The 24,204-nt window shown below is 59.6% G+C and carries 27 protein-coding genes; 12 read left to right on the top strand and 15 right to left on the bottom strand.

Annotated elements, in window-relative coordinates; all coding sequences use genetic code 11:
* The 4 genes from ACK4TM_RS07180 to ACK4TM_RS07165 form a co-directional block, all read right to left on the bottom strand.
* On the bottom strand, positions 1–610 hold a 610-nt coding region (locus ACK4TM_RS07180; protein WP_409698908.1), incomplete at its 3' end, for a CoA-binding protein.
* Positions 611–867: 257 nt separating this feature from the next.
* Positions 868–2,031 (bottom strand): acyl-CoA dehydrogenase family protein, encoded by a 1,164-nt coding sequence (locus ACK4TM_RS07175; RefSeq protein WP_409698905.1) that lies wholly within the window; start codon positions 2,029–2,031, stop codon positions 868–870.
* Entirely contained in the window at positions 2,031–3,473 is a 1,443-nt protein-coding gene (locus ACK4TM_RS07170) for a carnitine 3-dehydrogenase (RefSeq protein ID WP_409698902.1), read from the bottom strand. The genes ACK4TM_RS07175 and ACK4TM_RS07170 overlap by 1 nt, the downstream gene beginning before the upstream one ends.
* The gene (locus ACK4TM_RS07165) at positions 3,470–4,378 is read right to left on the bottom strand and encodes a 3-keto-5-aminohexanoate cleavage protein (protein WP_409698899.1); all 909 of its coding nucleotides are present in this window, start codon (positions 4,376–4,378) and stop codon (positions 3,470–3,472) included. Before ACK4TM_RS07165 ends, ACK4TM_RS07170 begins: the two co-directional genes overlap by 4 nt.
* A gap of 70 nt (positions 4,379–4,448) precedes the next feature.
* Between ACK4TM_RS07165 and ACK4TM_RS07160 the strand changes: the two genes are divergently transcribed.
* Positions 4,449–5,420: a GlxA family transcriptional regulator gene (locus ACK4TM_RS07160; protein WP_409698896.1), complete on the top strand. Its 972-nt coding sequence runs from the start codon at positions 4,449–4,451 to the stop codon at positions 5,418–5,420.
* Here the strand turns inward: ACK4TM_RS07160 and ACK4TM_RS07155 are convergent.
* The 4 genes from ACK4TM_RS07155 to ACK4TM_RS07140 are packed head-to-tail and all read right to left on the bottom strand — an operon-like array spanning position 5,407 to position 9,628.
* A complete protein-coding gene (locus tag ACK4TM_RS07155; RefSeq protein ID WP_409698893.1) occupies positions 5,407–6,954 on the bottom strand; it encodes a 5-guanidino-2-oxopentanoate decarboxylase in 1,548 nt (515 codons plus the stop codon). The genes ACK4TM_RS07160 and ACK4TM_RS07155 overlap by 14 nt on opposite strands.
* Positions 6,951–8,129 (bottom strand): pyridoxal phosphate-dependent aminotransferase, encoded by a 1,179-nt coding sequence (locus ACK4TM_RS07150; protein WP_409698890.1) that lies wholly within the window; start codon positions 8,127–8,129, stop codon positions 6,951–6,953. Before ACK4TM_RS07150 ends, ACK4TM_RS07155 begins: the two co-directional genes overlap by 4 nt.
* A gap of 3 nt (positions 8,130–8,132) precedes the next feature.
* Positions 8,133–8,762, bottom strand: a complete 630-nt coding sequence (locus tag ACK4TM_RS07145) for a TetR/AcrR family transcriptional regulator (RefSeq protein WP_409698888.1) — start codon at positions 8,760–8,762, stop codon at positions 8,133–8,135.
* Positions 8,759–9,628 carry a dimethylarginine dimethylaminohydrolase family protein gene (locus ACK4TM_RS07140; protein WP_409698885.1) on the bottom strand — a complete coding sequence of 290 codons (870 nt, stop codon included), beginning with the start codon at positions 9,626–9,628 and terminating at the stop codon, positions 8,759–8,761. The genes ACK4TM_RS07145 and ACK4TM_RS07140 overlap by 4 nt, the downstream gene beginning before the upstream one ends.
* 187 nt (positions 9,629–9,815) lie before the next feature.
* Between ACK4TM_RS07140 and ACK4TM_RS07135 the strand changes: the two genes are divergently transcribed.
* Genes ACK4TM_RS07135 through ACK4TM_RS07125 form a run of 3 tightly spaced genes read left to right on the top strand, consistent with a single transcriptional unit; the run spans position 9,816 to position 12,128 of the window.
* Positions 9,816–10,583: a transporter substrate-binding domain-containing protein gene (locus ACK4TM_RS07135; protein ID WP_409698882.1), complete on the top strand. Its 768-nt coding sequence runs from the start codon at positions 9,816–9,818 to the stop codon at positions 10,581–10,583.
* Between the two features lie 16 nt (positions 10,584–10,599).
* On the top strand, positions 10,600–11,340 hold the full coding sequence (locus ACK4TM_RS07130) for an ABC transporter permease (protein WP_409698879.1): 741 nt from the start codon (positions 10,600–10,602) through the stop codon (positions 11,338–11,340).
* Positions 11,337–12,128 carry an ABC transporter permease gene (locus ACK4TM_RS07125; protein WP_409698876.1) on the top strand — a complete coding sequence of 264 codons (792 nt, stop codon included), beginning with the start codon at positions 11,337–11,339 and terminating at the stop codon, positions 12,126–12,128. The genes ACK4TM_RS07130 and ACK4TM_RS07125 overlap by 4 nt, the downstream gene beginning before the upstream one ends.
* Here the strand turns inward: ACK4TM_RS07125 and ACK4TM_RS07120 are convergent.
* The 5 genes from ACK4TM_RS07120 to ACK4TM_RS07100 form a co-directional block, all read right to left on the bottom strand.
* Complete coding sequence (locus ACK4TM_RS07120) at positions 12,125–13,366, bottom strand: saccharopine dehydrogenase family protein (RefSeq protein ID WP_409698873.1); 1,242 nt, start codon at positions 13,364–13,366, stop codon at positions 12,125–12,127. The two genes, ACK4TM_RS07125 and ACK4TM_RS07120, sit on opposite strands and share 4 nt — an antisense overlap.
* A gap of 26 nt (positions 13,367–13,392) precedes the next feature.
* Positions 13,393–14,487 (bottom strand): carboxynorspermidine decarboxylase, encoded by a 1,095-nt coding sequence (locus ACK4TM_RS07115; RefSeq protein ID WP_409698870.1) that lies wholly within the window; start codon positions 14,485–14,487, stop codon positions 13,393–13,395.
* Positions 14,488–14,617: 130 nt separating this feature from the next.
* A complete protein-coding gene (locus ACK4TM_RS07110) occupies positions 14,618–15,976 on the bottom strand; it encodes a sulfatase-like hydrolase/transferase (RefSeq protein WP_409698867.1) in 1,359 nt (452 codons plus the stop codon).
* 188 nt (positions 15,977–16,164) lie between these two features.
* The gene (locus ACK4TM_RS07105) at positions 16,165–16,479 is read right to left on the bottom strand and encodes a hypothetical protein (protein WP_409698864.1); all 315 of its coding nucleotides are present in this window, start codon (positions 16,477–16,479) and stop codon (positions 16,165–16,167) included.
* 94 nt (positions 16,480–16,573) lie between these two features.
* Complete coding sequence (locus tag ACK4TM_RS07100) at positions 16,574–17,185, bottom strand: hypothetical protein (protein WP_409698861.1); 612 nt, start codon at positions 17,183–17,185, stop codon at positions 16,574–16,576.
* Between the two features lie 213 nt (positions 17,186–17,398).
* Between ACK4TM_RS07100 and ACK4TM_RS07095 the strand changes: the two genes are divergently transcribed.
* The 8 genes from ACK4TM_RS07095 to ACK4TM_RS07060 all read left to right on the top strand — a co-directional run bounded on the left by ACK4TM_RS07095 (position 17,399) and on the right by ACK4TM_RS07060 (position 22,433).
* Positions 17,399–17,911, top strand: coding sequence for a pyridoxamine 5'-phosphate oxidase family protein (locus ACK4TM_RS07095; RefSeq protein WP_409698858.1), 513 nt, complete (start codon positions 17,399–17,401; stop codon positions 17,909–17,911).
* Positions 17,908–18,378 (top strand): nucleoside deaminase, encoded by a 471-nt coding sequence (locus ACK4TM_RS07090; protein ID WP_409698855.1) that lies wholly within the window; start codon positions 17,908–17,910, stop codon positions 18,376–18,378. The genes ACK4TM_RS07095 and ACK4TM_RS07090 overlap by 4 nt, the downstream gene beginning before the upstream one ends.
* A gap of 4 nt (positions 18,379–18,382) precedes the next feature.
* Complete coding sequence (locus tag ACK4TM_RS07085) at positions 18,383–18,802, top strand: VOC family protein (RefSeq protein ID WP_409698852.1); 420 nt, start codon at positions 18,383–18,385, stop codon at positions 18,800–18,802.
* A gap of 546 nt (positions 18,803–19,348) precedes the next feature.
* Positions 19,349–19,873, top strand: coding sequence for a hypothetical protein (locus tag ACK4TM_RS07080; protein ID WP_409698849.1), 525 nt, complete (start codon positions 19,349–19,351; stop codon positions 19,871–19,873).
* Positions 19,870–20,268, top strand: coding sequence for a phage holin family protein (locus tag ACK4TM_RS07075; RefSeq protein ID WP_409698846.1), 399 nt, complete (start codon positions 19,870–19,872; stop codon positions 20,266–20,268). The genes ACK4TM_RS07080 and ACK4TM_RS07075 overlap by 4 nt, the downstream gene beginning before the upstream one ends.
* Positions 20,258–21,187 (top strand): DUF3618 domain-containing protein, encoded by a 930-nt coding sequence (locus tag ACK4TM_RS07070; protein ID WP_409698843.1) that lies wholly within the window; start codon positions 20,258–20,260, stop codon positions 21,185–21,187. Before ACK4TM_RS07075 ends, ACK4TM_RS07070 begins: the two co-directional genes overlap by 11 nt.
* A gap of 451 nt (positions 21,188–21,638) precedes the next feature.
* A complete protein-coding gene (locus tag ACK4TM_RS07065) occupies positions 21,639–22,040 on the top strand; it encodes an XRE family transcriptional regulator (RefSeq protein WP_409698840.1) in 402 nt (133 codons plus the stop codon).
* Between the two features lie 207 nt (positions 22,041–22,247).
* Entirely contained in the window at positions 22,248–22,433 is a 186-nt protein-coding gene (locus ACK4TM_RS07060; protein ID WP_409698837.1) for a hypothetical protein, read from the top strand.
* Between the two features lie 575 nt (positions 22,434–23,008).
* Here ACK4TM_RS07060 and ACK4TM_RS07055 read toward each other — a convergent pair.
* Together ACK4TM_RS07055 and ACK4TM_RS07050 are read right to left on the bottom strand one after the other, a co-directional pair.
* Entirely contained in the window at positions 23,009–23,188 is a 180-nt protein-coding gene (locus ACK4TM_RS07055; protein ID WP_409698834.1) for a hypothetical protein, read from the bottom strand.
* A 69-nt stretch (positions 23,189–23,257) separates the two neighbouring features.
* Positions 23,258–24,169: a LysR substrate-binding domain-containing protein gene (locus ACK4TM_RS07050; RefSeq protein WP_409698831.1), complete on the bottom strand. Its 912-nt coding sequence runs from the start codon at positions 24,167–24,169 to the stop codon at positions 23,258–23,260.
* Positions 24,170–24,204: the final 35 nt, after the last annotated feature.

The raw sequence follows: 24,204 nt of genomic DNA, 5'->3' as shown, positions 1-24,204 counted from the left end.
AAAGGCCCAAGGCAGTCACGCGGTCATCCGCCAAAAGCGCCGCGGCCAGCGTTGCCAGCCCGACCTGGGCGGCATTTCCCAGGCAGGCCACAAAAGCGATCGGCAGGCCGCGCGTCTGCATGGTCATATTGATCACTATATTTGAGGATTGGCTCAGCAGTGCAACGCCACGTTCCACCCGCCGCCCCCCATGCTGGTCGGGCCAGAGCAGCGCGCCATCCAGATAATTGATCATGCCATAGCAATTGGGTCCGAGAATCGGCATCTGCCCTGCCTGTGCGACCAGTTGGTCCTGCAGATCAGCATGACCGGCTTCCGCCCAGCCAGAGGCGAAACAGATCGCGCCGCCCGCGCCCATGCCGGCCAGTTCTGCCACCACATCCAATGTGGCATGGCGGTTCACGCCGATAAAGGTGGCGTCGGGCGCAGAAGGCAAATCAGCCAGCCCGGGGTAGCAGGGCACACCTCCGATCTGACCGCGCGTCGGATGCACCGGCCAGATCGGCCCGCCAAAACCCATCTGCCGGCATTGCGTGACGACGTTGGCGGCCCAGTCAGAGCCGAGCACCGCGATGCTGTGCGGCCGCAGCAGGCGCGAAAGGTCGCTCATGACCGTGTCTGCCTGCGGCGCAGGCAGGCGGGGGCTTTGCCCCCGGACCCCCAGGATATTTCTGAACAGATGAAAAGGGCGCGTCGCCCTGTCCCGCAGGAGCGAGACAGGGCAACTTCACCTGTTGCGGTCATCGGGGTCCCCCCCTGTACCGCCTCCCTAGATTGCCAGTTATCTGTTAACATTTCGTTTCATTTGTTCAAAAATATCCTCGGGGGTGAGGCGCGCCAGCTCCGAGGGGGCAGACAGCCCCCTTGCTAGCTTTCATGCGGGCGCAACAGCGCGCGGCTGATGATATGGCGCTGGATTTCGCTGGTGCCTTCCCAGATACGTTCCACCCTTGCATCGCGCCAGATCCGTTCCAGCGGCAATTCATCCATCAACCCCATGCCGCCATGGATCTGGATCGCCTCATCCGCGACCATGGCCAGCACTTCACTGGCTTTCAGCTTTGCCATTGCCATGTCGGCATCCGTGACGCTGCCATCGTCGAACTTCCAGCCTGCTTCCCATGTCAATAATTCTGCCGCTTTCAACTCCAGCGCCATATCGGCGAGTTTGAAGCTAACCCCCTGGAACTTGCCAATTTGCTGGCCGAACTGACGCCTGTCTGCAGCATAGCGGATCGCGTGATCGAGCGCCCGCGCAGCGCGCCCAAGGCAGGTGGCCGCGACCTGGAGCCTTGTAGCCCCCAGCCAGTCATTGGCGACATCAAAGCCCTTGTGAACTTCACCAAGAATATTCTCAGCCGGCACCCGGCAATCGTCGAATTCGAGGATCGCATTGGTATAGCCTCTATGGCTGACATTGCGGTAGCCATCCCGCACGGTGAAGCCGGGCGTGCCTTTGTCCACGAAAAATGCAGTGATCTTTTTCTTTTTGCCGCGCGACGTCTCCTCTTCGCCCGTCGCCATGAAAGCGATGGTGAAACCCGCAATATCTGCGTGACTGATGAAATGTTTGGTCCCGTTCAGCACCCAATCATCGCCATCCTGCCGTGCGCTGGCCTGCATGCCGCGCAAGTCAGACCCAGCGCCGGGTTCTGTCATCGCCAGACAATCCCAGGTTTCGCCGCGCAGGCAGGGATAAAGGTATTTTTCGCGCTGCGCTTCGGTGCCCGCCAGCAGGATGTTGGATGGCCGCGCCACGCAGGTCCAGTGCAGCGCGTAATTCGCGCGGCCCAGCTCGCGCTCATATAGCAGCCAACTCAGCGTATCGAGACCAGCGCCGCCCATCTCCTCTGGCATATTGGCGCCATAGAGGCCCGCCGTCATCGCCTTGGATTGTATCTCGCGGATCAGCTCCATCGGCAGATGGCCGGTGCGTTCGACCAAGGCCTCATGGGGGTAAAGCTCTGCCTCTACGAAGGCGCGGGTCGTGTCCACGATCATCCGCTGTTCATCGGTCATGCCAAAATGCATCAGCCTTTCCTTTGTCCGACACGGCGGCCTGCGCCGGCGGAGCGGGGCAGTCTGGCATGGGCATCGCGGATCGGCAGCAAGCGGGTAAGGATGTCCGGTGCGGCAGGGCAGGTTTTGCCCGCCGCCATATCCACATGCAGCAGCATCTGTTCCAGCGTGGCGACTGCTGTCCCGTCTTTTGCGATCGTTATGAAAAGATGCAGCCGCTTTTCATCTGCGTCCAGTACCTGCACCGACCCGGTCAAATGATCACCCAGATTTGCCTCGCCGAGATGCAGGATATGGGTTTCGGCGGTGTAATAGCTGTGCCCGCCTGCAACGTAATCCATATCCGCGCCGATCAGCCGCAACAGCGCGTCCGACGTCTCGGATCCTGCGAACAGATAGCGGCTTTCGGTCATATGGCCGTTGTAATCGATCCAGCTTGGCAGCACCTGCAGGCGGACCAGAGGGCCGTCGGCGTCGAGCAGAGGTGCCGTGTCACGCCGCAGCGAATCATGCGCATTCAGCACACGGCCCGCGCCCCAGTCGCGCTCCTTGAGCGTGCGCAGAAAGCCCACAAGGTTGCTATCGCGGATGCGTTCGAGGTCGCGGATTGAATGATGGCCTGATTGTGCGTCCGATTGTCCGGCGATCAGATCGACCAGTTCGTCGTTGAACTCGGGCACGTCCATCAGCTTTGTCCATGGCCAGGTCAGGCAGGGGCCGAATTGTTCAAGGAAATGTTTCATTCCCGCTTCGCCGCCGGCGATCCGGTAGGTCTCGAACAGGCCCATCTGACCCCAGCGCAGGCCAAATCCCATGCGGATTGCTTCGTCGATTTCCTCGGTCGTGGCGATACCGTCTTTGACCAGCCAGAGCGCTTCGCGCCAGACCGCTTCCAGGAACCGGTCCGCGATATGGGCGTCTATCTCTTTGCGCACATGCAGCGGGTACATCCCGAGGCTGCTTAACGTGTCTTTGACGCCATCGATCAGCGTTGTATCGCTGGCGAGGCTGGGCACAACCTCGACCAAGGGCAGCAAATAAACCGGGTTGAACGGATGCGCGACGAAGATGGCGGCGGGATTGGTTGCCCCCTCCTGCAACTGCGATGGTTTGTAGCCAGAGGTAGAGGAACCAAGCGGCGTATCAGGCGCTACTTTTTGAATGTCGGCATAGACGCGATGTTTCAGGTCGAGCCTTTCCGAAACCGATTCCTGAATGTAATCCGCGCCTGCCACGGCGTCGGCGAGGGTCGTGGCAAAGCTGAGGTTGCCCATCGCAGGCAGTGGTACATCCGACAGCGCGGGCAGCGACAGTTTTGCATTATCGAGCACGGCATCAATCTTGCGTGGCGTATCGGGGTCAGGGTCGAACATCGCGACATCCCAGCCATTCAGCAAGAACCGCGCCGCCCAGCCGCCACCGATCACGCCGCCGCCGATGATCGCGGCCTTCATAGCGGGCCCCTTTTTTGCAGTTGCAGACGTTCGCGCACCGCATCCGGACCAATTACCTGCGCGCCCATGTTTTCCACGATAGTCACGGCCCGGTCTACAAGTTGCGCATTTGTCGCTAGCACACCTTTGGAAAGGTAAAGGTTATCCTCCAGCCCGACCCGCACATTGCCGCCTGCCAATACCGAGGCCGCGACGTATGGCATTTCGTTGCGCCCCAAGGCAAAGGCGGACCAGTGCCAACCGTCCGGCACATTGTTGACCATTGCCATGAAGGTATTCAGATCATCCGGCGCGCCCCACGGAACGCCCATGCAAAGCTGGACCAGCACTGGGTCAGGGATAATCCCTTCCTTCACCAATTGTTTGGCGAACCACAGATGGCCGGTATCAAAAGCTTCGATCTCGATCCGCACGCCGGAGGCTGTCATCCGCGCCGCCATGTCGCGCAACATGCCGGGCGTGTTGACCATGACATAGTCGGCTTCCGCAAAGTTCATCGTACCACAATCGAGCGTGCAAATTTCGGGGCGACAATCGACGATATGCTTTACCCGTTCGGCGGCACCCGCCATATCGGATGACTGCGACATCCGGTTCATGGACTCAGTCCCGTCGAACACCAGGTCGCCCCCCATGCCAGCAGTCAGGTTCAGGATCACATCAACCTCTGCATCGCGGATGCGTTCGGTGACTTCGCGGTAGAGTGCCGGATCGCGCGATGGTTTGCCAGTCTCAGGATCGCGCACATGGCAGTGGACAATGGCAGCCCCTGCCTTGGCTGCGTCGATGGCAGAGCTGGCAATCGCCTCGGGCGAGCGCGGCACATGCGGTGATACATCCTGCGTGCTGCCCGATCCGGTGACAGCACAGGTGATGAAGACCTCGCGGTTCATAGTCAGTGGCATTAAGGGTCTCCTTCTTTTCCACCATGCTATCAGGCTTGCGTCGCCTTGCTTGGCGATTTACGCAACCTGCATGACAGTTACCGAAAGCATTTTTACCCCTGCGGCGGATCGCTCACTGGATATCGCCGTGCTGGTCCTGCCGCGCGCATCGATACTGGAAGTGGCGTCAGTGCTGGACCCGTTGCGCAACGCCAACCGGCATCTGGGGGAGGAAGGGTTCCGCTGGCGTATCGTCTCTCCTTCGGGCGCGGACGTGGCGCTGACGTGTGGAATCGCCTTGCCTGCTATCGGGCCGCTGCATGCTGCAGTGGGCGCAGACGCGCTGATCGTCGTGGCAGGCTACAACCAGTCCGAGGTGGCGACCCGTCCTTTGATCGCGGACCTGCGCCGGCTAGCCGGGCGGTTCCGTGCGGTGGGCGCGGTCGATGCCGGACCCTGGGTTCTCGCGCGGGCGGGGCTGCTGGACGGACACCGCGCGACCGTGCATTGGGAAGATTTGGAGGATTTCGCCAGCGCCCATAGGGCCATTGATGTCGTGCCGGATCGCTTTGTCATTTCGCGCAATCGCTTTACGGCGGGCGGTGCTGCCCCTGCTGCCGATCTGATGCTGCATCTGATCGGCGCGCGCTATGGCGCGGCATTGGCCGGGCAGGTGGCGGCGTCGTTTCAATATGAACCGCAGTTCGACGGTAGTCGCCCGCAGCGCCCCGGCCTGCTGCCTGTGGTGGGGGATGCGCGGCTGGTGGGCGCGCTTGCCATGATGAACGCGCATCTGGAAGATGTCCTGCCGCTGGCCGTTATCGCCCGCGCCCAAGGGCTGGGCCTGCGCCGGATGGAACAGGTGTTTCGTGACGCGCTGGGGAAGGGGCCGGGGGCGGCCTATCTTGATCTGCGGTTGCAGATGGCACGCCGCATGGTCTCTGACACCGATCATTCGCTGCGCGACATCGCACTGCGCTGTGGTTTTGTCGATCCAACCAGTTTTTCCCGCGCCTTTCGTCGCAGATTCGGCAGTGCCCCTAGCCGGATCAGGACGTCGTGACGGGCGGCAATGCAACCTCGATCATCCGGGGGCCGGGCGCGGTCGCATCCAGATGTCCGGGTGTCGTGCAGGTATAAGGCAGACCACAGGCGCGGGCCAGGTCGGCAAAGGCAGGCGGGCGCGGGGTGCAGCCGAGGACCTGCGCACCTGCGGATTTCATAGCATCGGCGATCTCGCCAAAGCCCGCGTTGTTGAAGACGATAAAGGTGATATCGAGGTTCTCTTCCACCGCTGTCATCAGCTCGCCGGGCGCAAACATCAGCCCGCCGTCGCCGATCAGGCACAGGATGCGCGTATCAGGGGCCGCGACCGCCGCCCCGACCGCCGCACCCGTGGCATAGCCCAAGGCGCCATAGCCGGTGGCAGCATTGAACCAGCCGCGCGGTCGGTTGTGATCGTAATACATATTGCCTGCGTAGACCACTTGCGTGGAATCGCCGACCATGATCGCCCCCGGGCAAGTGGCCCGCAGGCTGTGCAACACGGCGATTTCATCGGCGTAGCCAGCAGGCAGGGCGGCGTGGGCGGCATCGCGCGTTGCTGCGGCACGGGCCGGGCCGTCCTGTGCAGGGGTGGCGCGCGACAGATGCGGCAGGATCGCGGCGACATCGCCTTGCAGCGTCAGCGCGGCGGAGTGGCGGGCGAGTTGGTCTGCGTCGATATCGATGCGGATCATCTGTGCCACGTCAGGAAAATCACCGTCGTCATACATATCGTAATCTGTCGGCCCCATTTCAGAGCCCAGCACCAGAACCTGATCCGCCGCGCGGATCAGGTCGCGCACCGGCGCAAGGCTGGGTGTGGCAGGCACCACCAGCTGATGCCCATGCATCAGCCCGCGCGCATTGGTGGTCAGGATCACCGGCGCACCCACCCGTTCGGCCAGCGCCTGTAATTCCGCGCCCGCATGGCGGCAGCCGCCACCGGCAAGGATCACGGGGGATTGCGCGCGCTCCAGCAAGGCATTGGCCTGCGTGACGTCGGGCAGGGCGGGAACTTGCACCGCGACGGGCTGTGGCGCATCGGGTGCCTCTGCCGCCATCAGATCGAGTGGGATCTGCAGATGCACCGGTCCACCGCGCCCGCTGGTCAGCGCGATGGCGATCTGGTCAAGGATCGCGGGCAGCTCATCCGGCTGATCCAGATGGAAGGCCGGGCCCAATGACTGGGTCATGGCTAGCTGGTCGGGCATTTCATGCAGATGGCCCAGCCCTTTGCCCAGACTATCGCGCCGGTTCACGCCGGAGATTACCAGCATCGGCACTGAATCTGCGCGGGCTTGCGCCATCGGTGTCAGGATATTGGTCAGCCCCGGTCCGGTGATCACCAGGGCCACGCCGAACCGGCCGGTCACCCGCGCATAGCCATCGGCCATGAAACCTGCGCCGGCCTCGTGCCTTGGGGTGATGTGCCGGATACCGGCATCCGGCAGGGCGCGGTAAAGCTCGATCGTGTGGACGCCGGGAATGCCAAAAATCACCTCGGTCCCCGTATGCTTGAGCCAGTCAACAAGGGTTTGGGCGACAGTTTTCATGGCTGATATCCTTTCGCGAAGCTGGCAATCCGGGCGCAGGCGTCGTGGGTATCATCGTCGCTGGCGTTCAACGCTAGGCGCAACCAGCCTTCAAACGCGACACCAAAGGAGGCCCCGGGCATCACCGCGACCTGCGTGGCGCCAAGCAATTCAAAAGCGAACGCCTGCGAATCGCCGTTCAACGCGCGGATATCCAGCAGCGCGAACATCCCCGCCTCGGGCCGGTGGACCCGCAACCCGGCGACCCCGTCCAAAGCATCATGGATAATACCGGCGCGATGGGCCATCCGTGCGGCCATCGCATGGGCGAGCGATGGCGGGCTGGCGACAGCCTCTGCCGTCATGTCGGCGATGAAAGGTTGCGATCCGAACAGCATGGTTTCCGATAAGGGCAGGGCGCGGGCGCAGAAATCAGCCGAGGCACAGACCCAGCCAGAGCGGAAACCCGGTGCGGCGTGGGATTTAGAGATCGAGGCGGTGACGATCACCCGGTCCTGATAGGCCGGGTTCGCCAGAGCGGAGGTGAAGACAGCATCATTATGCGTAATGCTGCCATAAACCTCGTCCGAGATCACCCACAGGTCGTGGGCTTCTGCCAAGGCGCAGATCGCGTCCAGATCGTCGGGGCCCAAGATCGCGCCGGTGGGGTTATGGGGCGTGTTCAGCATGATCGCGCGGGTCGCGGCGGTGACCTTTTCCGCGATATCGCTGGCTTGCAGGCGGAAGCCATGCGCGGGGTCCAGTGTCACATGGACCGGCACCGCACCGGCGGCGCGGATCAAGCCTTCGTAGGTGGCATACATCGGGTCACCAAGGATCACCTCTGACCCCGGATCGCAGATGGCCATCAGCACCAGAAACAAGGATGTCTGGGTGCCGGGCAGGCACAGGAACCTTTCAGTCCCGATATCACGCCCTGTCAGGCTGCTGTACTTGTCCGACAACGCCGCCAACAACGCAGGTTCACCGCGCCCGTTGGAATAACCGGTGCGCCCGGCTTGCATCGCGCGTGTGGCGCTTTGGATCAGGGTATCGGGTGTCGGCACATCAGGTTCGCCGATGGTCAGGTTAATCACCTTCTCACCTGCCGCAATCCGCGCATTGGCAGCGGCGCTGAGCGCCCATTTATCCGAGCCCATCCCGGCAAGACGGGTGGTCACAGCGGCATAATGCATCACTTACTCCGGTAGTTTGAGGTCGAGAAGGCGGCCAAAGGCGCGGATCGCTAGGCTGCGCATCTCGCCGGTCGCAAATTGGTCGGGCAGGACGGAGGCTTCGATCCAAAGCCCGTCAAGCAGCGCATTGCCCGCGATGGCAAGGCTGCGGGTCGTGGCTGGATCGCAAGGCTGGTCCATTGCGCGCAGCGCATCGACAATCATGGCTTCCAGCCGATTGCGGAACGCCAGATAGGTGCGTTCATGCACCGCGCGCATCGCCGCATCACGCGGGACCAGCTGCATCGATGCCGCCCATAGCGCCACGGCGCGCGGATCGACGACGGGTGGCGTGACCGCATTGGCAACAAACCCGGCCAGCCGCGCCACAGGATCGGCGGGCGGATCGTCAAGGGCGGCGGCACTGGCCTCGGTCAACCGGGTCATCAGGGTTTCATGGGCGGCTGCGACCAGCTCTTCTTTGGTGTCGAAGTAATGTTTGATCAGCCCCGGTGTGACGCCTGCCTTCACTGCAATCGCGCGGACGGTGGCCGCCTGCGGCCCGCCTTCGGCGATGCAATCCAGCGTGGCATCGATCAGCGCCGCGCGCCGCGCCTCTTCGCCCTCGCGCTTGAAGGTGCGGCGGGGGGTCATGCGCGCAGGACCGGACGGGTCAGGCAGGTCGGGCCGCCTTCACAAGCGATACAGAGCGCGTCACCCGTAAAGACCTGCACGTTGCAACCGGCGTTTTCCATCAGGGCGCGAGTTTTGGGGAAACCATCGACCATCACCACATCGCGTGGGTGCAGAGTCAGCACATTCAGGCTCAGCCCGCCGGACGCCATGAACTCATCCTGCGGCGCATGCAGCAGGGTCCAGCCACGCGCGACCATCTCTGCCCAAAGCGCATAGGGTAGCAATGGCGCGTGGATCAGCGCGATATCGGGGCCAAGCGGGGACACCAGAGACATCAGATGCAGACAGGCCTCTGGTCCGGTCCAATAGGGCAGGTCATAGGCATGGACGGTGATGTCGTAAGGGCGCAGGACATCGGCCAGCGCATCAATCCCCGCCTGATTGGTGCGCACCCCACGCCCCACGGCAAGGGTCTGCGTATCAAGCCAGAAACAATCGCCCGATTCCACTGTCGCATCGCCGGTCAGCTGGCCGATCACCGGCACACCGATGGATTCGTAAAAGGTGGCATGCATGTCAGGTTCGGCCGTGCGCAGTGCCTTGCCCATGTTCAGGATCACGGCACCATGACGGGTTACAAATGACGGGTCCTGCACAAAGACGGCATCGGACAAGCCGTCATCATGGGATGGCATCCAATGCACCTCTGCTCCGCTGGCGGTCACGATCCGGGCCAGTTCTGCGTGCTGGATTTCCGCGCGCGCTGCGTCAAAACCCGGCCCGTAGTGCCAGTCTTTCGGATCAGCCTTGGCCATGGCAACACCGGGTGCGCGCATGATCACGGCGGCAAGGGGCTTTGATCGATCTTCGGCACCAAATTGCATGGCAAACCTATCTGCTAAAATTATACACTTGAATAATTGCGCGAATTTTGACCAGATACAATGACAATAATGTTGCCGTGCCATTTCCTGCGACGCAGCCTAAACAAATGCGGTGCCAGACTGGCGCGGTGCGATCATCAAGAGGTGCAAGCAGCACCCGTATGTTCAACAACAAGGAGAGAAAACAATGAAAAAACTGACCCTTATGGCAACGACTGCCTTCATCGCCGTCGCAGGTATGGCGCAGGCTGACCAAGTGCGGATCGGGATCGCTGCTGAACCCTACCCACCTTTCACCTCACCCGATTCCGCAGGCAATTGGGTCGGTTGGGAGGTCGAGGTGATCGAGGCTGTCTGCATCGCAGCGGAGCTTGATTGCGTACTGACCCCGACCGCCTGGGATGGGATCATCCCCGCGCTGCTGTCAAACCGGATCGACGCGATTATGACCTCGATGTCCATCACGGCGGACCGGCTGGAAACGATTGATTTCTCTGACCCCTATTATAACACCCCCACCGTGATCGTCGGCCAGCGTGACATGGAAATGGACGCGACGCCCGAAGGTCTGGCAGGTTTAGTGCTGGGTGTGCAGGTATCGACTATCCACCAGACCTACGCGCAGACCTACTTTGAGGGTACCACTGAACTGCGCCCCTATCAGACCCAAGACGAAGCCAATCAGGATCTTGCCGCCGGCCGGATCGATGCGACACAGGCCGACAGTTTGGCAATGGATGATTTTCTGTCAAGCGATGCCGGTGCCTGTTGCGAGGTGAAAGGTGCCGTGGAGATGGATGAAGATATCCTGGGCTCTGGCGTTGGTGCCGGTCTGCGCAAAGGCGATGATGAGTTGCGCGAGGCGATCAATGCGGGCATCGCTACGATCCTCGAAGATGGCACCTATGACGAGATTACGGCGCGCTATTTCGCCACCTCGATCTATGGCAATTAAGCCCGGCTGACGGGTGTTGGACTGGCTCTATACCCTCTGGCCGGGGCTGGAAACATCTCTCGGCCTGTTGTCCCTCCAGCCGCCGGGCTGGGGGGCTAATCTGTTGCGCGGGGCATGGGCCAGTCTGCAGATCGCGCTGGGGGCTTTTGCGCTGGGGCTGGTGATCGGCACTTTTGGCGCGCTGGGCAAGTTGCATGGGGGGGCGGTTACGCGCGATCTGCTGTCGGTCTATACAGTCGTGGTACGCGCGGTGCCGGAGCTGATCCTGATCCTGATCCTGTACTACGCGGGCACTGATCTGCTTAATCAGGCCTTGCAGGCGATGGGCCAGCGGCCTGTCGAAATATCGGGCGTGGTGGCGGGCATCGCGGTGCTGGGCATTGTGCAGGGCGCCTATGCGACAGAAGTTCTGCGCGGTGCTATCCAATCCGTGCCGCGCGGTCAGCATGAGGCTGCGCGCGCCTATGGCATGGGTTCCGTGCAGACACTCCGGCGCGTCACATTCCCCGCGATGTTGCCTTTAGCCTTGCCGGGCCTGTCTAACCTCTGGCTGATCGCGACCAAGGATACCGCCCTGTTGGCGATCGTCGGCTTTGCCGAACTGACGCTGGAAACAAGGCAGGCGGCGGGGTCCACGCGGGCCTATTTCACCTTCTTCCTTGCGGCGGGGGCGCTCTATCTCTCGATGACCCTGCTGTCAGGCCGCATCTTCGCCTGGATCGAAGCGCGCTATAGACGCGGGCAGGTGCGGCAATGACGCGGGCCAGGCTGGCGCAGGAAATTTTCGTTCCGCACCGTCTGGTGATGATTGCGTTGGCGATTGGTCTGGTGGTCTGGGCTGCGATGGCGATGCGCTGGCACTGGATCCCGCGCTATTACGATCTGGCACTGCAAGGGCTGTGGCGCACCATCTGGCTGCTGGGCTTAAGCTGTCTGATCGGTTTCATGCTGGCGGTGCCCTTGGGGCTGGCACAGGCGGCGGGGCCGCGTATTCTTGCCGCCCCGTCGCGCGCCTTTTGCACTGTGATCCGGGGCACGCCGATCCTGTTGCAACTTTGGCTGATCTATTACGGCGTGGGCAGCTTGTTTCCGCAATTTCCATGGATTAGGGAAAGTGAGCTTTGGCCTTATCTGCGGCAGGCTTGGCCTTATGCATTGTTGGCCTTGTCGCTGAGTTTCGCAGGCTATGAGGGCGAGGTGATGCGCGGTGCGTTCAAATCCGTCCCCGGCGGCCAGCTAGAGGCTGCAAGGTCCATGGGCATGAACCGTTTCGCAATTTTCCGCCGGATATGGTTTCCGCAAGCCGTGCAACGCGCCTTGCCCACCTTGGGCGGTGAAACCGTGCTGCAACTCAAAGCCACGCCATTGGTCGCGACGATCACGGTCATTGATATCTATGCCGTCGCCAGCCGCGTGCGGCAGGATACATTCATTATTTATGAACCGCTGCTCCTGCTCGCCGTGATCTATATGATGATCGCGGGGCTATTGGCGCTGGCTTTCAAGCTGCTGGAACAGCGGTTCAATCGCGGGATGGTCGGTTAAGCCTCATGCCAAGGGCGGTCGCCTTTGGCATCCTTGACGCGTGTCGGCAGGCCGATCCGGTCCAGAAGGCCCAGCAGCGGCTTGGGGTCGAGTTCTTCGACATTCATCATCACGCCATGATCATAAGTGCCATCAGCGATCAGCATCGCCACGGCCACAGGCGGCACACCGGCGGTGTAGGAAATGCCCTGACTGCCCACCTCGGCATATGCCTCTTCATGGTCGGCGACGTTGTAGACGAAAACCTCGACCTCTTGGCCGTCCTTGGTGCCTTTGACGAAATCACCGATGCAGGTCTTGCCGGTATAGCCGGGGGCAAGGCTGGACGGGTCGGGCAACACGGCTTTGACGACTTTGAGCGGCACGACCTCGAGCCCTTCGGCAGTGGTGACGGGCTGTTCGGACAACAGGCCGAGGCTTTGCAGCACGGTAAAGACGTTGATGTAATGATCACCAAAGCCCATCCAAAACCGGATATCGGCATCGGGGTAATTGGCGGCCAGCGAATGGACCTCGTCATGACCGGACAGATAGGCCTTTTGCTTGCCCACCACAGGCAAGTCCCATTCCTGTCCAACTTCGAACATCTTGTTTTCCTGCCACGCGCCTTGCTGCCAGCTATAGACCGTGCCGGTGAATTCGCGGAAATTGATCTCGGGGTCGAAATTGGTCGAGAAATACTTGCCGTGACTGCCTGCATTGATATCGACGATATCGATTGAGGTGACGTCATCCATGAAGGTATCGGCGGCGAAACGGGCAAAGGCATTGACCATGCCGGGATCAAAGCCCGCGCCCAGAATGGCCGTCACACCCGCCGCCTCGCAGGCATCGCGGCGTTTCCATTCGTAATTACCATACCAGGGCGGGGTTTCGCAGATCTTGGCGTGGTCTTCATGGATCGCGGTGTCGATATAGGCAGCGCCGGTGTCGATGCAGGCCTGCAGCACCGACATGTTCACGAAAGGCGCGCCGACATTGATCACGATCTGCGCGCCGGTTTCGGTGATCAGCGCGGCCACGGCGGCACTGTCCATCGCGTCGATTTCGTGCGCGGCAAAGACGCCATCCTGCTTCATCGCGGATTTTTCATGCACAGAGGCGATGATCGCATCACATTTCGCGATGGTCCGACTGGCGATATGAAGGTCCCCCAAAAGGTCATTATTCTGCGCGCATTTATGCGCCACAACCTGGGCGACGCCGCCAGCGCCAATGATCAAAACGTTACCCTTCATCGTCATTTGTCCTTTCTTCGCATGCGTCAGGACAGGGCTGCCGCAAAATCGTCATACGTAAATTCCTTGACCGGGCGGATCGTGCCATCCAATTCACGGATCGCAATGCCCGGCATCTTCACTCCGTTAAACCAGTTCTTTTTAACCATTGTGTAACCGGCTGCGTCCTGAAACGAAATCCTGTCCCCGGCTTGCAGCGGCACATCAAAGCGGAATTCGCCAAAGATGTCGCCCGCCAGGCAGGATTTGCCGCAGATCATCCATTCCTGATCGCCCTTGTTGGGGCTGATCCTTGCAGGCTGACGATAAATCAGGAGATCCAGCATATGCGCCTCGATCGAGCTGTCGACGATGGCAAGGTTCTTGCCGTTGAACATCGTGTCGAGCACGGTCACTTCCAACGTGGCGGTGCCGGTGATCGCGGCCTCACCGGGTTCGAGGTAGACCTGCACGCCGTAAGTTTCGGCAAAGCCTTTTAGCCGGGCCGCGAAATCGGACAAGGGGTAATCCGGCCCCGTGAAATGGATGCCGCCGCCAAGGCTGACCCAATCCATCCTGTGGATGATCGCGCCGAAACGATCCTCGATCAGGCACAACATTTCATCAAAGCGCGCGAAATCATCGTTTTCGCAATTGTTGTGGAACATCAGGCCGCTGATCTGATCCGCGACTTTTGCGATCTCCGCCGGATCATGTTCGCCCAAGCGGCTGAAGGGGCGCGCCGGGTCAGCCAGATCGAATTCCGAGGTCGAGACACCAGGATTGACCCGCAACCCTCTGACATGACCTGCGGCGACATCGGCGAATTTCGTCAACTGCCCGATGGAATTGAAAATGATCTTGTCGGAATGCGCCAGTACATCCGTGATCTCATCATCGCCGTAAGCCACGGAATAGGCATGGGTCTCGCCGGGGAATTTCTCATGACCCAGGCGCACCTCGAACAATGATGACGATGTCGATCCGTCCATATATCGGGCCATCAGGTCAAACACCGACCATGTCGCGAAACATTTCAACGCCAGCAGCGATTTCGCGCCGGATGCTTCACGCAGCCAGGCGATCTTTTCCATGTTCGCCAACAGCTTGGATTCGTCGATCAAGTAATAAGGTGTTTGCATCGCGCCATATCCATCAAGCCAAGGGAACCCAGCCGTTGTATTTCAGGCTGCGGTCAATTCACCCGGCACATATCTTGCTTTGCGCGGTTTCGAAAGCCCGGGTGGCCAAAAACAGCGTGACAGTTGTGTGTCAGATCCGTTGTGTGCCGGAACCGGAATCGGCGGCGGGATTTGTTAGCGAGTTTGCACCATCTCGTATCTCAAGTCCCCATGCCGCAGAGGTTTTCACAAGTTCAGCGTAAAGACCGGGAAAGGCGGGGTGCGTCCGGCCAAGGTCACGTAGCTGCCAGTAATCATCTGTCAGGCTATAGAGTTGTGTGGTCCCGTCGACATACCGGATTAGACGATAATCATCCTTGCGGATTGACACATTGTCAAAAAAGAATGTGGGGATCGTCTGCACGTCTCTGCCTTCACCCTGCAGATACGGTTTCAGGCTTCGCCCGACACTGTCCGCAATCTCACCAAGGCCAAGCAGATCAAGGATCGTCGGCCCGATATCTATCATGCTGATCGGGTCCTTCACGTCGTGGGCCGCTGCGCCGGGCAGATGGATGATCAACGGCACATGCGCGACCTGTTCCCACAGCGTGCTTTTCTGAAGTCGGTCCTTGTTGCCAAGGTGGAATCCGTGATCGGCCAGAATGACGACAATCGTATTGTCGGCATGCTTCGACGCTTTGAGCGCGCGCCATACCCTTCCGAGTTGAGCGTCAACAAGTGAATAGGCAGAAAAATAATTGCGGACACTTTTTTTCCACCAATGGGTGCGACCCCGTTCCAGTGCGGAATTCTTTGGAAATTTCTCATCCGCGTAACTGTTGCTGTCATAGCCCGAAGTCCAGTCCTCTGGTTGCCTGATCCGGCGCAGGTCGTACATTTCCTTGAACCGGGCCGGTGTCGCAAAGGGAACATGCGGGCTGTGAAACCCCACCTCGCGGTAGAACGGCCCGTCATCATCATAGCTTTCCAGAAAAGCGATGGCCGAATCCGCTGATCTGGTGTCGTAGAACAGATCGTCATCTTCATCCGAAACGGTGGCCAACCCGTCCTTAAACCCCCCGAAAGACACCGTCTGGACCGGTCGTTGAAGCCGGTAGGCAAAGTCTTTCTGTGCGTCCGAGTAAAGCACATCATGCACCTGTTTGGGCAAAGGCGCGTGGCCATGGTGCACCTTGCCCCCCGAAGAACAAAAATAGCCATTCTCCTTCAGACGATAGGGCCACATGATTTGTGGATCGTGCCGTTCAAAGACATTATCCTTATTGGCAAAGACACCCAGCTGATGGGTCGTCTTGCCCGACATGAAGCTTGACCGCGCAGGGTTGCAGACGGTTGCCGGGCAATAGGCCGAACTGAATGCACTCGAAACGCTGCAGATCTCGTCCAGATTGGGGATTTTTAGCGGTTCACCAAACAAGGTCTTGTAGGGCCAAGGGGCGACGGCATCATCAAAACTGATAAACAGAACATTTGTCTTCTTGACCATCTACATACCCATTCCCATCAACAGGACAGAAGCGAAGCGCGCGATGGCACGGTCCCTGAACTTGCTTTATTTTGATAGCACAACACGCCAAGGACACACGCAAAAACGTTTCCTCGGTGGGTCAAAACGCGAATCGCGACCTTGGGTCTCAAGGCCGCGGTTCATTGTTGCTGTGGCCAGTCGCAGACTTAGGGTTGGGTCGTCGGCGCTGCAGGGTCAGCAGGTGTTCCCGGGTCAGCCGGTACACCCGGATCTGCCGGTGCCGCAGGGTCCATGGCCGGATCAGTGGTCGTCATCGGATCAGCAGTACTCCCCGGTGGAATCTCACCTTGCTGCTGCGTCCCAGTCCCCTGCATGGTATTGGTCGTGGTCGTTCTGTTTGGCGTCATGAAAACAAAAAGCAGGATGGCCAGAACCACGACAACAGCTGCGCCGATCATGATGTTGCGGCGGCCCTGGTCCGGGTTTTTGTTGTGCGGTGGTGGCATGTCATGTGGTGGCATATCGTTGTCCTTTAATCTGTGGCGATGAGTGAAGCACCCGTCGTCCGTTCTCGTTTGTAAAAAGCGGCCGCGCAAGAAAGCGGGTTAAGCGCTTTTAGAGGTCGCTTGTTGCGATGCAGATTTCTTCCATCTGCTCTTCCGACAAGGCAATGACCGTCGGTGGGGTCTCGTCGATCATCATCCCGTCGGTCCCGGCAGCACCCATGTCTTCAGTGGTGCCAACTCCTGTATCGCCAGATATGGCAGGCTCTGACTCCAGCGGCGTGGTGGCTGCGGGATCGACGGACATCTCCGTCTCTGTATCCAAGGCTGGATCGGTTTCCGCTTCGATTCCGACATCGCCACTGTCTATCGCGGGGGTGGATGTGTCAGCCATATCGTCGACAGCAGTGTCGATATCCGTGCCGTCGCCGTTCATCGTATCGGATTGTTCCATCAGCAACTCACAGTCACGTCGGATGATCTCCTGATCTGCGTCGGACAGGGTTTCCCACTGCGTCGCGATTTCCGTTTCAGGGCGGACCGTCGTACCGTCCTGCTCCAGCAGTGCAAGGCTCAGGGTCGTTGGCCAGTCATTTCCAAACGAACCAGATGTCATGCCGGTTTCCATGTTTTCGGCAGGTGCCTGCGCATCCGTCGTCTGCGCGAGAGCGGTGCCAGCTGCAAGCTGGGCTGCCAGCGTCATTGTCAGTATCGTGTGCTTCATCTGCGTCTCCAGGTTGATAGGGGGCCGGCTGTGTCGAAGGTTGCCTGCCCGTCGTGAGTGATGTTCTTCCAACTGACCTACCGCCGGATCGTTCCAGGGATGGCCGGGAGCACAGATCCGTCGGCAGGATCTTGCGGGTTCAAATCAGATTGCGGCCGGAACACATCCGGCTTTCAGGTGTTCAGAACACATGAAAACTGAAAGGATGTCCCAATGGATAACGACGATATTGCCCAGTTTTGGGAACGGCTGAAGGCGATCAATGCAGGCTTTCTTGGCACCCAAAGCGGCTCGGCACGGATGGTACCAATGTCGCATACGCTGTTGGACGGTGACGCAACAATATGGTTCATCACCGCCCGTGACACTGATCTGGCCAAGGCCGTCGAACAGGGCAGTGCGGATGCATCCTACATCGTCGGGGAAGGTAGCGAAGGCCTTTATGCCGCCATCCATGGCGAACTCGTCCGGAACAACGACCCTGATCTGCGCGATGCGTTATGGTCGACGGCTGTGGACAGTTGGTTTGAGGGCGGCAAGGAAGACCCGCAAGTCTGCGTGCTGGGTCTGCGTCCCGCCCGCGCTGAAATCTGGCTCACCACAACCTCTGGGCTGAGCTTTGCCTATAACATCCTCCGTGCACAGGTTACCGGCAAGCGACCCGATATCGGCAGCCATGGCGAAGCGTCTGGTGCAGAATTGGCGCAATCGCGCGCAGCCTCGTGACGGGTCACCCCGAAAACGTCACGGAATTCGAGCGCGCCCGTCTGGCTGAGGCCATCGGGCGCGCGATCTCGGCGCGCTCTGAGACCGGCAAATCCGGCATTGCAGCCGCGGTGTTGCGCGATGGCCGCGTCATCTCCGAAGCGGAAAATGAAGTGCATCTGCAATCCGACCCGACGCGCCATGCAGAAATGGTGGCGATCCACCGCGCGGCACAGGCGCTGGATACGACAGATTTGTCTGGCTGCGTTCTGATCTCGACCCTGCAGCCATGTGAAATGTGCCTGTCCGCAATGCGTTTCGCAGGCATTGACCGGGTGATCTTTGCCGCGACGAAAGCCAATGTCGCGCTCAAGTATTTTGCGTTTCCACATCTGGAGATCGATGATTTTCAGCGCGGTGATTTTGTCGCCATAGGCGGCGTGGATGAGCACCGCATCCTGCATCTTTACGCACACGGAACGGAGTAGGGCCATGCCACAGCTTTTATCGATTCTGGAAACCGCCCTCTACGTGGCGGAGCTTGATCGCGCGGCGACCTTTTATGAAGACGTTATGGGCTTGAGGAATGTTTTGCATGCAGATGACCGTATGCGCGCCTATAGCGTCAATCAGCAAAGCGTTCTTTTGTTGTTCATCCGCGGTGGCACAACCGAACCCGTAGAGACTGGCGGTGGCGTGATTCCGCCGCATGATGCTTCTGGGCAGATCCATATGGCCTTCGCGATAGCCCCCGAGACGTTGGACGCTTGGCGCGCACGATTAGCGGATCACGCGGTGACCATCGAAGGTACTTCAGATTGGAAACGCGGCGGACACAGCCTTTATTTCCGCGATCCTGATGGCAACTTACTTGAACTCGCCACGACCCCGGGGCTTTGGAAGGGGTTCTGAGTTGTAGCTATCTTCTGAAGGAACGAAACCCGCGACCAGTAATGCACCAATGACTTTCACACCTCTCAGTGCGTAACGCAGTACCTTGCTGCCCGGAGAACAAAGGCCGCGATGCGCTATCCTACCAGCCACGTTGCAGCGTTTAACTAATGGCCCGGTCCCGGCACCTCGTCAGAAGTGCTGAATTTTCTGACCGACGACGAAAGCAAGGGGCCTAGTTATGGGGGATCGTTTTTGACTGCGCGCCGGGATGCGACATACTCTATCGCTGAATTTGCTGAGCGCTACGGGCGGCGCGATGAGTGGCCCCGCGGCCGCCGACAGACTGACAAGCAACCTGACCCGCGTTTTGCGCTCTCTGCGGTACAACGATGGTTGCGTATCGACCTTCTGCGGCAGGCTGGAACCCGCGCTTCTTTTTCGACTGGGCTGGAACGACTTGCGATGATGCGGGTTGTTGTCGCAGGGCGTGAAAGCGCCAGAACACTGGACTCTGCGACGGGCCGGGACGCGCGTCGCAGTCTTATTCCCGGAAAGGTCAAACCAATGACAAATGAAGAAGATACAAAGACATCATTCAACCAGAAAACGGCAAAATCTCAGGTCAGCAGCGTCGCTTCTGACATCAAGGAAGCCGCATCGCAAAAGTTTGACGAAACGGTCAGCGAGGTACGTTCCAAGGCTGACCATACGAAATCGGATGTTGCTGGCGAAGTCAAAGGCGTCGCCGATGCCCTGCGCCGTGCTTCAGATGAAATGCGCAGCGGATCGGCACAGGAAAGGACACTGGGGCAGATATCCAGCAGCCTTGCCGACGCATCCGATCAGATCCGCGACAAGGATTTCGGCGAGATCGTCCAGATGGCCAGCAAGGTCGCCCGCGATAACCCGATCCTGTTTCTGAGCGGCGCAGCCCTGCTTGGCTTCGCGGCCAGCCGTTTCGCCAAGGCCACGCGCGATCATCAGGAGCGTTTCGCGGACCGCGGTTTTCCCGAAGGGGATAGTCAGGCGAGCGCCGATGTGGATGAGGGAAACTTCAACGCACAGCCGATGCCTGCTGTGCCATCATGAATACCGAACGCCCGAAATCCACAGGTGAGCTGATGTCGGCAATTATGACCCATGTCAGTAACCTTGTCCGCAAGGAAGCTGATCTGGCCCGCGCCGAAGTCGCAGCAAGCTTCAAAAAAGCCATAGCATCCCTCGCGGCCATGGCAGTTGCGTTGGTCCTGGCGATCACCGGCCTGAACGTTGCAGCGGCATCTCTTGTCGCTTTCTCCGTAAGGGCAGGACTGTCGCCGCACTGGGCACCGGCCGTTGTCGGCGCGGGCTTTCTTGTGATCGCGCTGATCATCTTCGCCATCGCCAAATCCTCACTCACCAAGATCGGCTTCGTGCCGACCCGAACCGCGCGCAGCGTCCAGCGTGATGCCGCAGCCATAAAGGAAACTTTCCATGACAAATAATTCACCCACCGCAGATGAAATCGAACGCGACATCGCTGGCGAACGCGCCGCGCTCAGCGACACGATCAACGACCTGCAAGACAAGTTTTCCGTCAATACCATAGTCAGTGACATCAACGACATGGTCCGTACCCAAGGCGGGGATCTGGGCAGAACCATCTCTGACACCATTGCCCGCAATCCCACCGCTGTGGTGATGACCACTGTCGGACTTGCTTGGCTGTTTCTGGGGCAGGGGCGCAACAAGTCAACGAAAGCCCGCACAAAGTCGGAGACCGATTGGTACGACAACAGCCGGAAGTCTAAGCATGGTGACTTTGGCGGTCAGGATGCGCAGATTTCCACCACGCCAGAAAATGTGATGGAGAAGATCCGTGCCTCTGCCGCGCGCGTAGGTGTTGCGGCGTCTGACCTTACCGAACGATTGTCTCACGGGATCGAAGACCTTTCCGAAGAGGCGAAATCCCGCGTGCTGGCCGCCCGTCACGCCGCATTCGAGGCACGCCAGACGTCGCAGGAAACTCTGAGAAAAGGCAGACAGGCCGCATCGGGCCTGTTTGACGACCAGCCGCTAGTCGTGGGGGCCTTGGCCGTCGCAGCAGGTGCCGCGATCGGTGGCCTATTACCGCATACCAAGGTCGAAGATGACGCTATGGGTGCCGCCAGCGATGATCTTTACGCCAAGGCGCAGCAAATCTATCGTGAAGAACGGGCCAAAGCCATCGCCGCCGCGAAGATTGCCGCAAACGATGTCAAAGACGAGATCAAGAATGTGGGCGCCGATCTTGAAGGCTTGTTGCCCGAGGACAAAAATATCGGCGAGGTCATCGCAGACCGCACCGCAGATGCCGCCAAACGCGTCATCGGCCATGCAAGCGAGGCTGCCGGCGGTAAGGCCAAAGGTGATACGCAAGCGTGACGATAACAAGGGCGGGCAATCACGCCCGCCCTTCCTAGACCGGTGATCGGTTTGGCGGAAGAGCCGTGCTGCGCCACGCTTGGCGTCGGTATTCACAGCATACAAAGACGGATAAGGTGAGAGGTTGGACTTCTCACTTTAGAGATATTATGTAATAAAAACAGTTACTTGGATGGCTGCCAGATCTATCTTTGTAGCAGTTTTTGTAGCACGACTTGTATCTAAATTGCCACGGCAGACGCTAGATACTCATCGAGGTCGTGCTGCGCTCCGAAGCGCGAACCAGAATGTTGCCTCGCCATGGTTGAATGACCTCGACCCGAAGGGGCGTCGGCCCCTTCCTGCGTTTGGTTTAACCAGACTGTTCCCTCGAGAGCCCCATCGTCGCATCGCTATAATTGAAGCAAGCAGTTCAACGAGTTCTGTGATGTCTAGCGAAAGCAAACACCCGATGGTAAAACACCCCCACGCAGAAACCCGGCTCGCAAAACTTGTCGAGAGAAGAACGCTCGAATTGCGCCCCCGCAAGCAGCAAAACGAGATTGCCGCCGAGGCTGGCTTTGCAAATCCGAACATGGTTTGGATGTTGAAATCCGGCGCTACAAAACTTGCATTGGACAGGGTGCCGGCGCTGGCGCGTGCATTGGAATGCGATCCGAGGCTACTCTTCAGGCTTGCGCTTGAACAGGATGGCTATGCCACGACAGCACTTGCTGTTGAGGATGTTTTCGGGACGATTGTCTCCAAAAACGAAACCGCTTGGCTGAAGGAGCTACGCGATGCAAGCGGGCATAGCGACCCAACTTTGACGGTTCGTTCTCGCGCTGCGTTTCGTGCGATCTTCGGTAAATGACCGGCGCAGGTGTTGTGGTAAAGGCCCAGAAAAAGCCATCCATGTTTTCCGCAAATGAGAGGGCCTGGGTCGAGTTTATCCGGGGGATAGAACCGGATCGTGATCCTGGTTCCACCCTTGCGGCAGTGCAAGCGCTTCGCGAGGTGTTGGGGTATCGTTAGTGTGAACTGTGGGCGCCATCGTCGTTTTAAGCCTCTGTGCAGTTGCATGGCGGCGCTGTTGCCAATGGCGATCTGGGGCGGTCCTGCGGTCGCGGGCTTTGCTTGGCCGATGATCGCAGGCGTGGTGATTGCGACCGCATCCTCGTTGTTCGTTGCGGGACCAGTATTGGCTTGGCTCGCGGCACGAAGCACAGACCTGCCGCAGAGCAATGCACTGCAGAAACCAAATTAAGCAACACATGCGCCGAGGTTTGTGAAAACTCCGGCGTATGGTCCCTGTGGAGAGGGACGATGTTGCGGCGATCGTAGGGATGCGGGACGGCCAAGCAGGGATCGGTATATTGTCAGGCTTTTGTTTAAGTGTGCCGTCATCATTCTGCAGTTGCTCGTCCTAGTTTGAACGAATAAATATTAATGACTTCGTCAGCACTATATTGCGGAGTTACTGTCACCCATATCGCCTGCGAAGGGTTGGCAGTTCGGCGAACATTTGGATAGCGCTATTCCTATCTGCCTAACGATATTCAAGGCGATACTCGGTATTTGAATGGCCGCTTCCGAGATAGTTGAAATTAATGGTGCGCAACGCAGCGAATGTCCGGAACCCGCCGTCCACGTCGGTGATGCCGCAACCGCGAACGGTTATTACGCAGATGCAGAGAACGGCAGTAAGGTCCCGCACTTCCGCCACCTGCCACCTGAAAATGCTGCACGATTCACGAACGACCGGTTCGGTGACGCTGCAATGCAGCTGCCGACCAGGCGGCGAGTGTCCGGTAAGCGCCGGTGTGTCACAACTAGAGACAATCAGCCTTGTTTTATAAGATCTTTGACGGCAATGATGCCTGCCTTTCCGTTGACAAGAACAAGCTCGCCGCCGAACCAACCTGCGACAACCGAATTGATGGCGATTACAAGGACCATCAACCCCAGCAAAATATGGAAACGGCGAACAGGGGTTGCACGAATAGCGAGTAGTTGCGGCATGGTGATCTCAGCGCTGTTGGGAATGCCGTTGTTCGCGAGAGCTGCCGTGAGCCGCTAAAAAGAACGTCTCTATCTTCGGGTAGTCACAATGGTTCCGCCGGTGATCTCCTCAAGCCAATGCAGAAATACCGCCAGCCGCCGCAGGCCGGAGGCTCGGACGAGATACAGTGCGGAAATTTGGAGGGGCGGGATGTCGAGTTGACCTGGAAACAGCTCGATCACCCTGCCTTCGGCGATGTCGCTGTCGATCATGAAGTCTGAGAACCGCGCCACTCCCAGACCGCCAAGAACCAGCTGCCGCACCGCCTCGCCATTGGCGGCGGTGACTGAGGTGGGCAGCATGACCGGATCAGGCACCCCGCGAAAGCGCAGCGTGTTGATATGGGCGGGGGCGGCAAAGCGCACCTGTTGCAGGCGCAAAAGGTCACCCGGTTTGCCTGGATGCCCATGCCTGTCGAGATACCCCGGCGCCGCCACTAGCCGCCATTCGGCCGTTCCAAGGCTGCGGGCCAAGAGGTCGCTGTCCGGCAGCGGCCCGAAGCGGATCGCGACATCGGCATGGGCGTCGATCAGATCGACGATGCGGTCGGTCATGTCCAGCGTTAGCTCAATCTGCGGATAGCGGGCGTGGAATTCGGCCAGGCGCGGGGCGATGACATGCAGCACGAAGGGCACCGGCGCATTCACCCGCAGCGGCCCACGCGGCGCGCGACTGCCAGTTGCGATGTCCGCCAGCGCCTCGGTCCGGGTCAGGATTTCGCGCGCAGCCTCCAGCAGATCGCGCCCTTCAGGCATCATCTCGATCCCGCGGGTGGAGCGGCGCAGCAGCGTCACGGCCAGCTGCGCCTCCAGCCGCGTCACGGTCCGACTGAGGGTCGAAGGCGCAACGCCAAGACGGCGTCCGGCCTCGGCAAAGCCGCCATCCTCAATCACCGCGACAAAGGCAGCAAGATCACCCGTTTGTGGTAGCTTTTGCGTCATGCGCAAAGGGCCTTTTCAATACTGACCGTTCACGC

Source organism: Yoonia sp. (genome assembly GCF_046292185.1).
Lineage (GTDB): Bacteria > Pseudomonadota > Alphaproteobacteria > Rhodobacterales > Rhodobacteraceae > Yoonia.
Note: the sequence above shows the minus strand (reverse complement) of the source record. Positions and strands in the feature narration are given on the sequence as shown.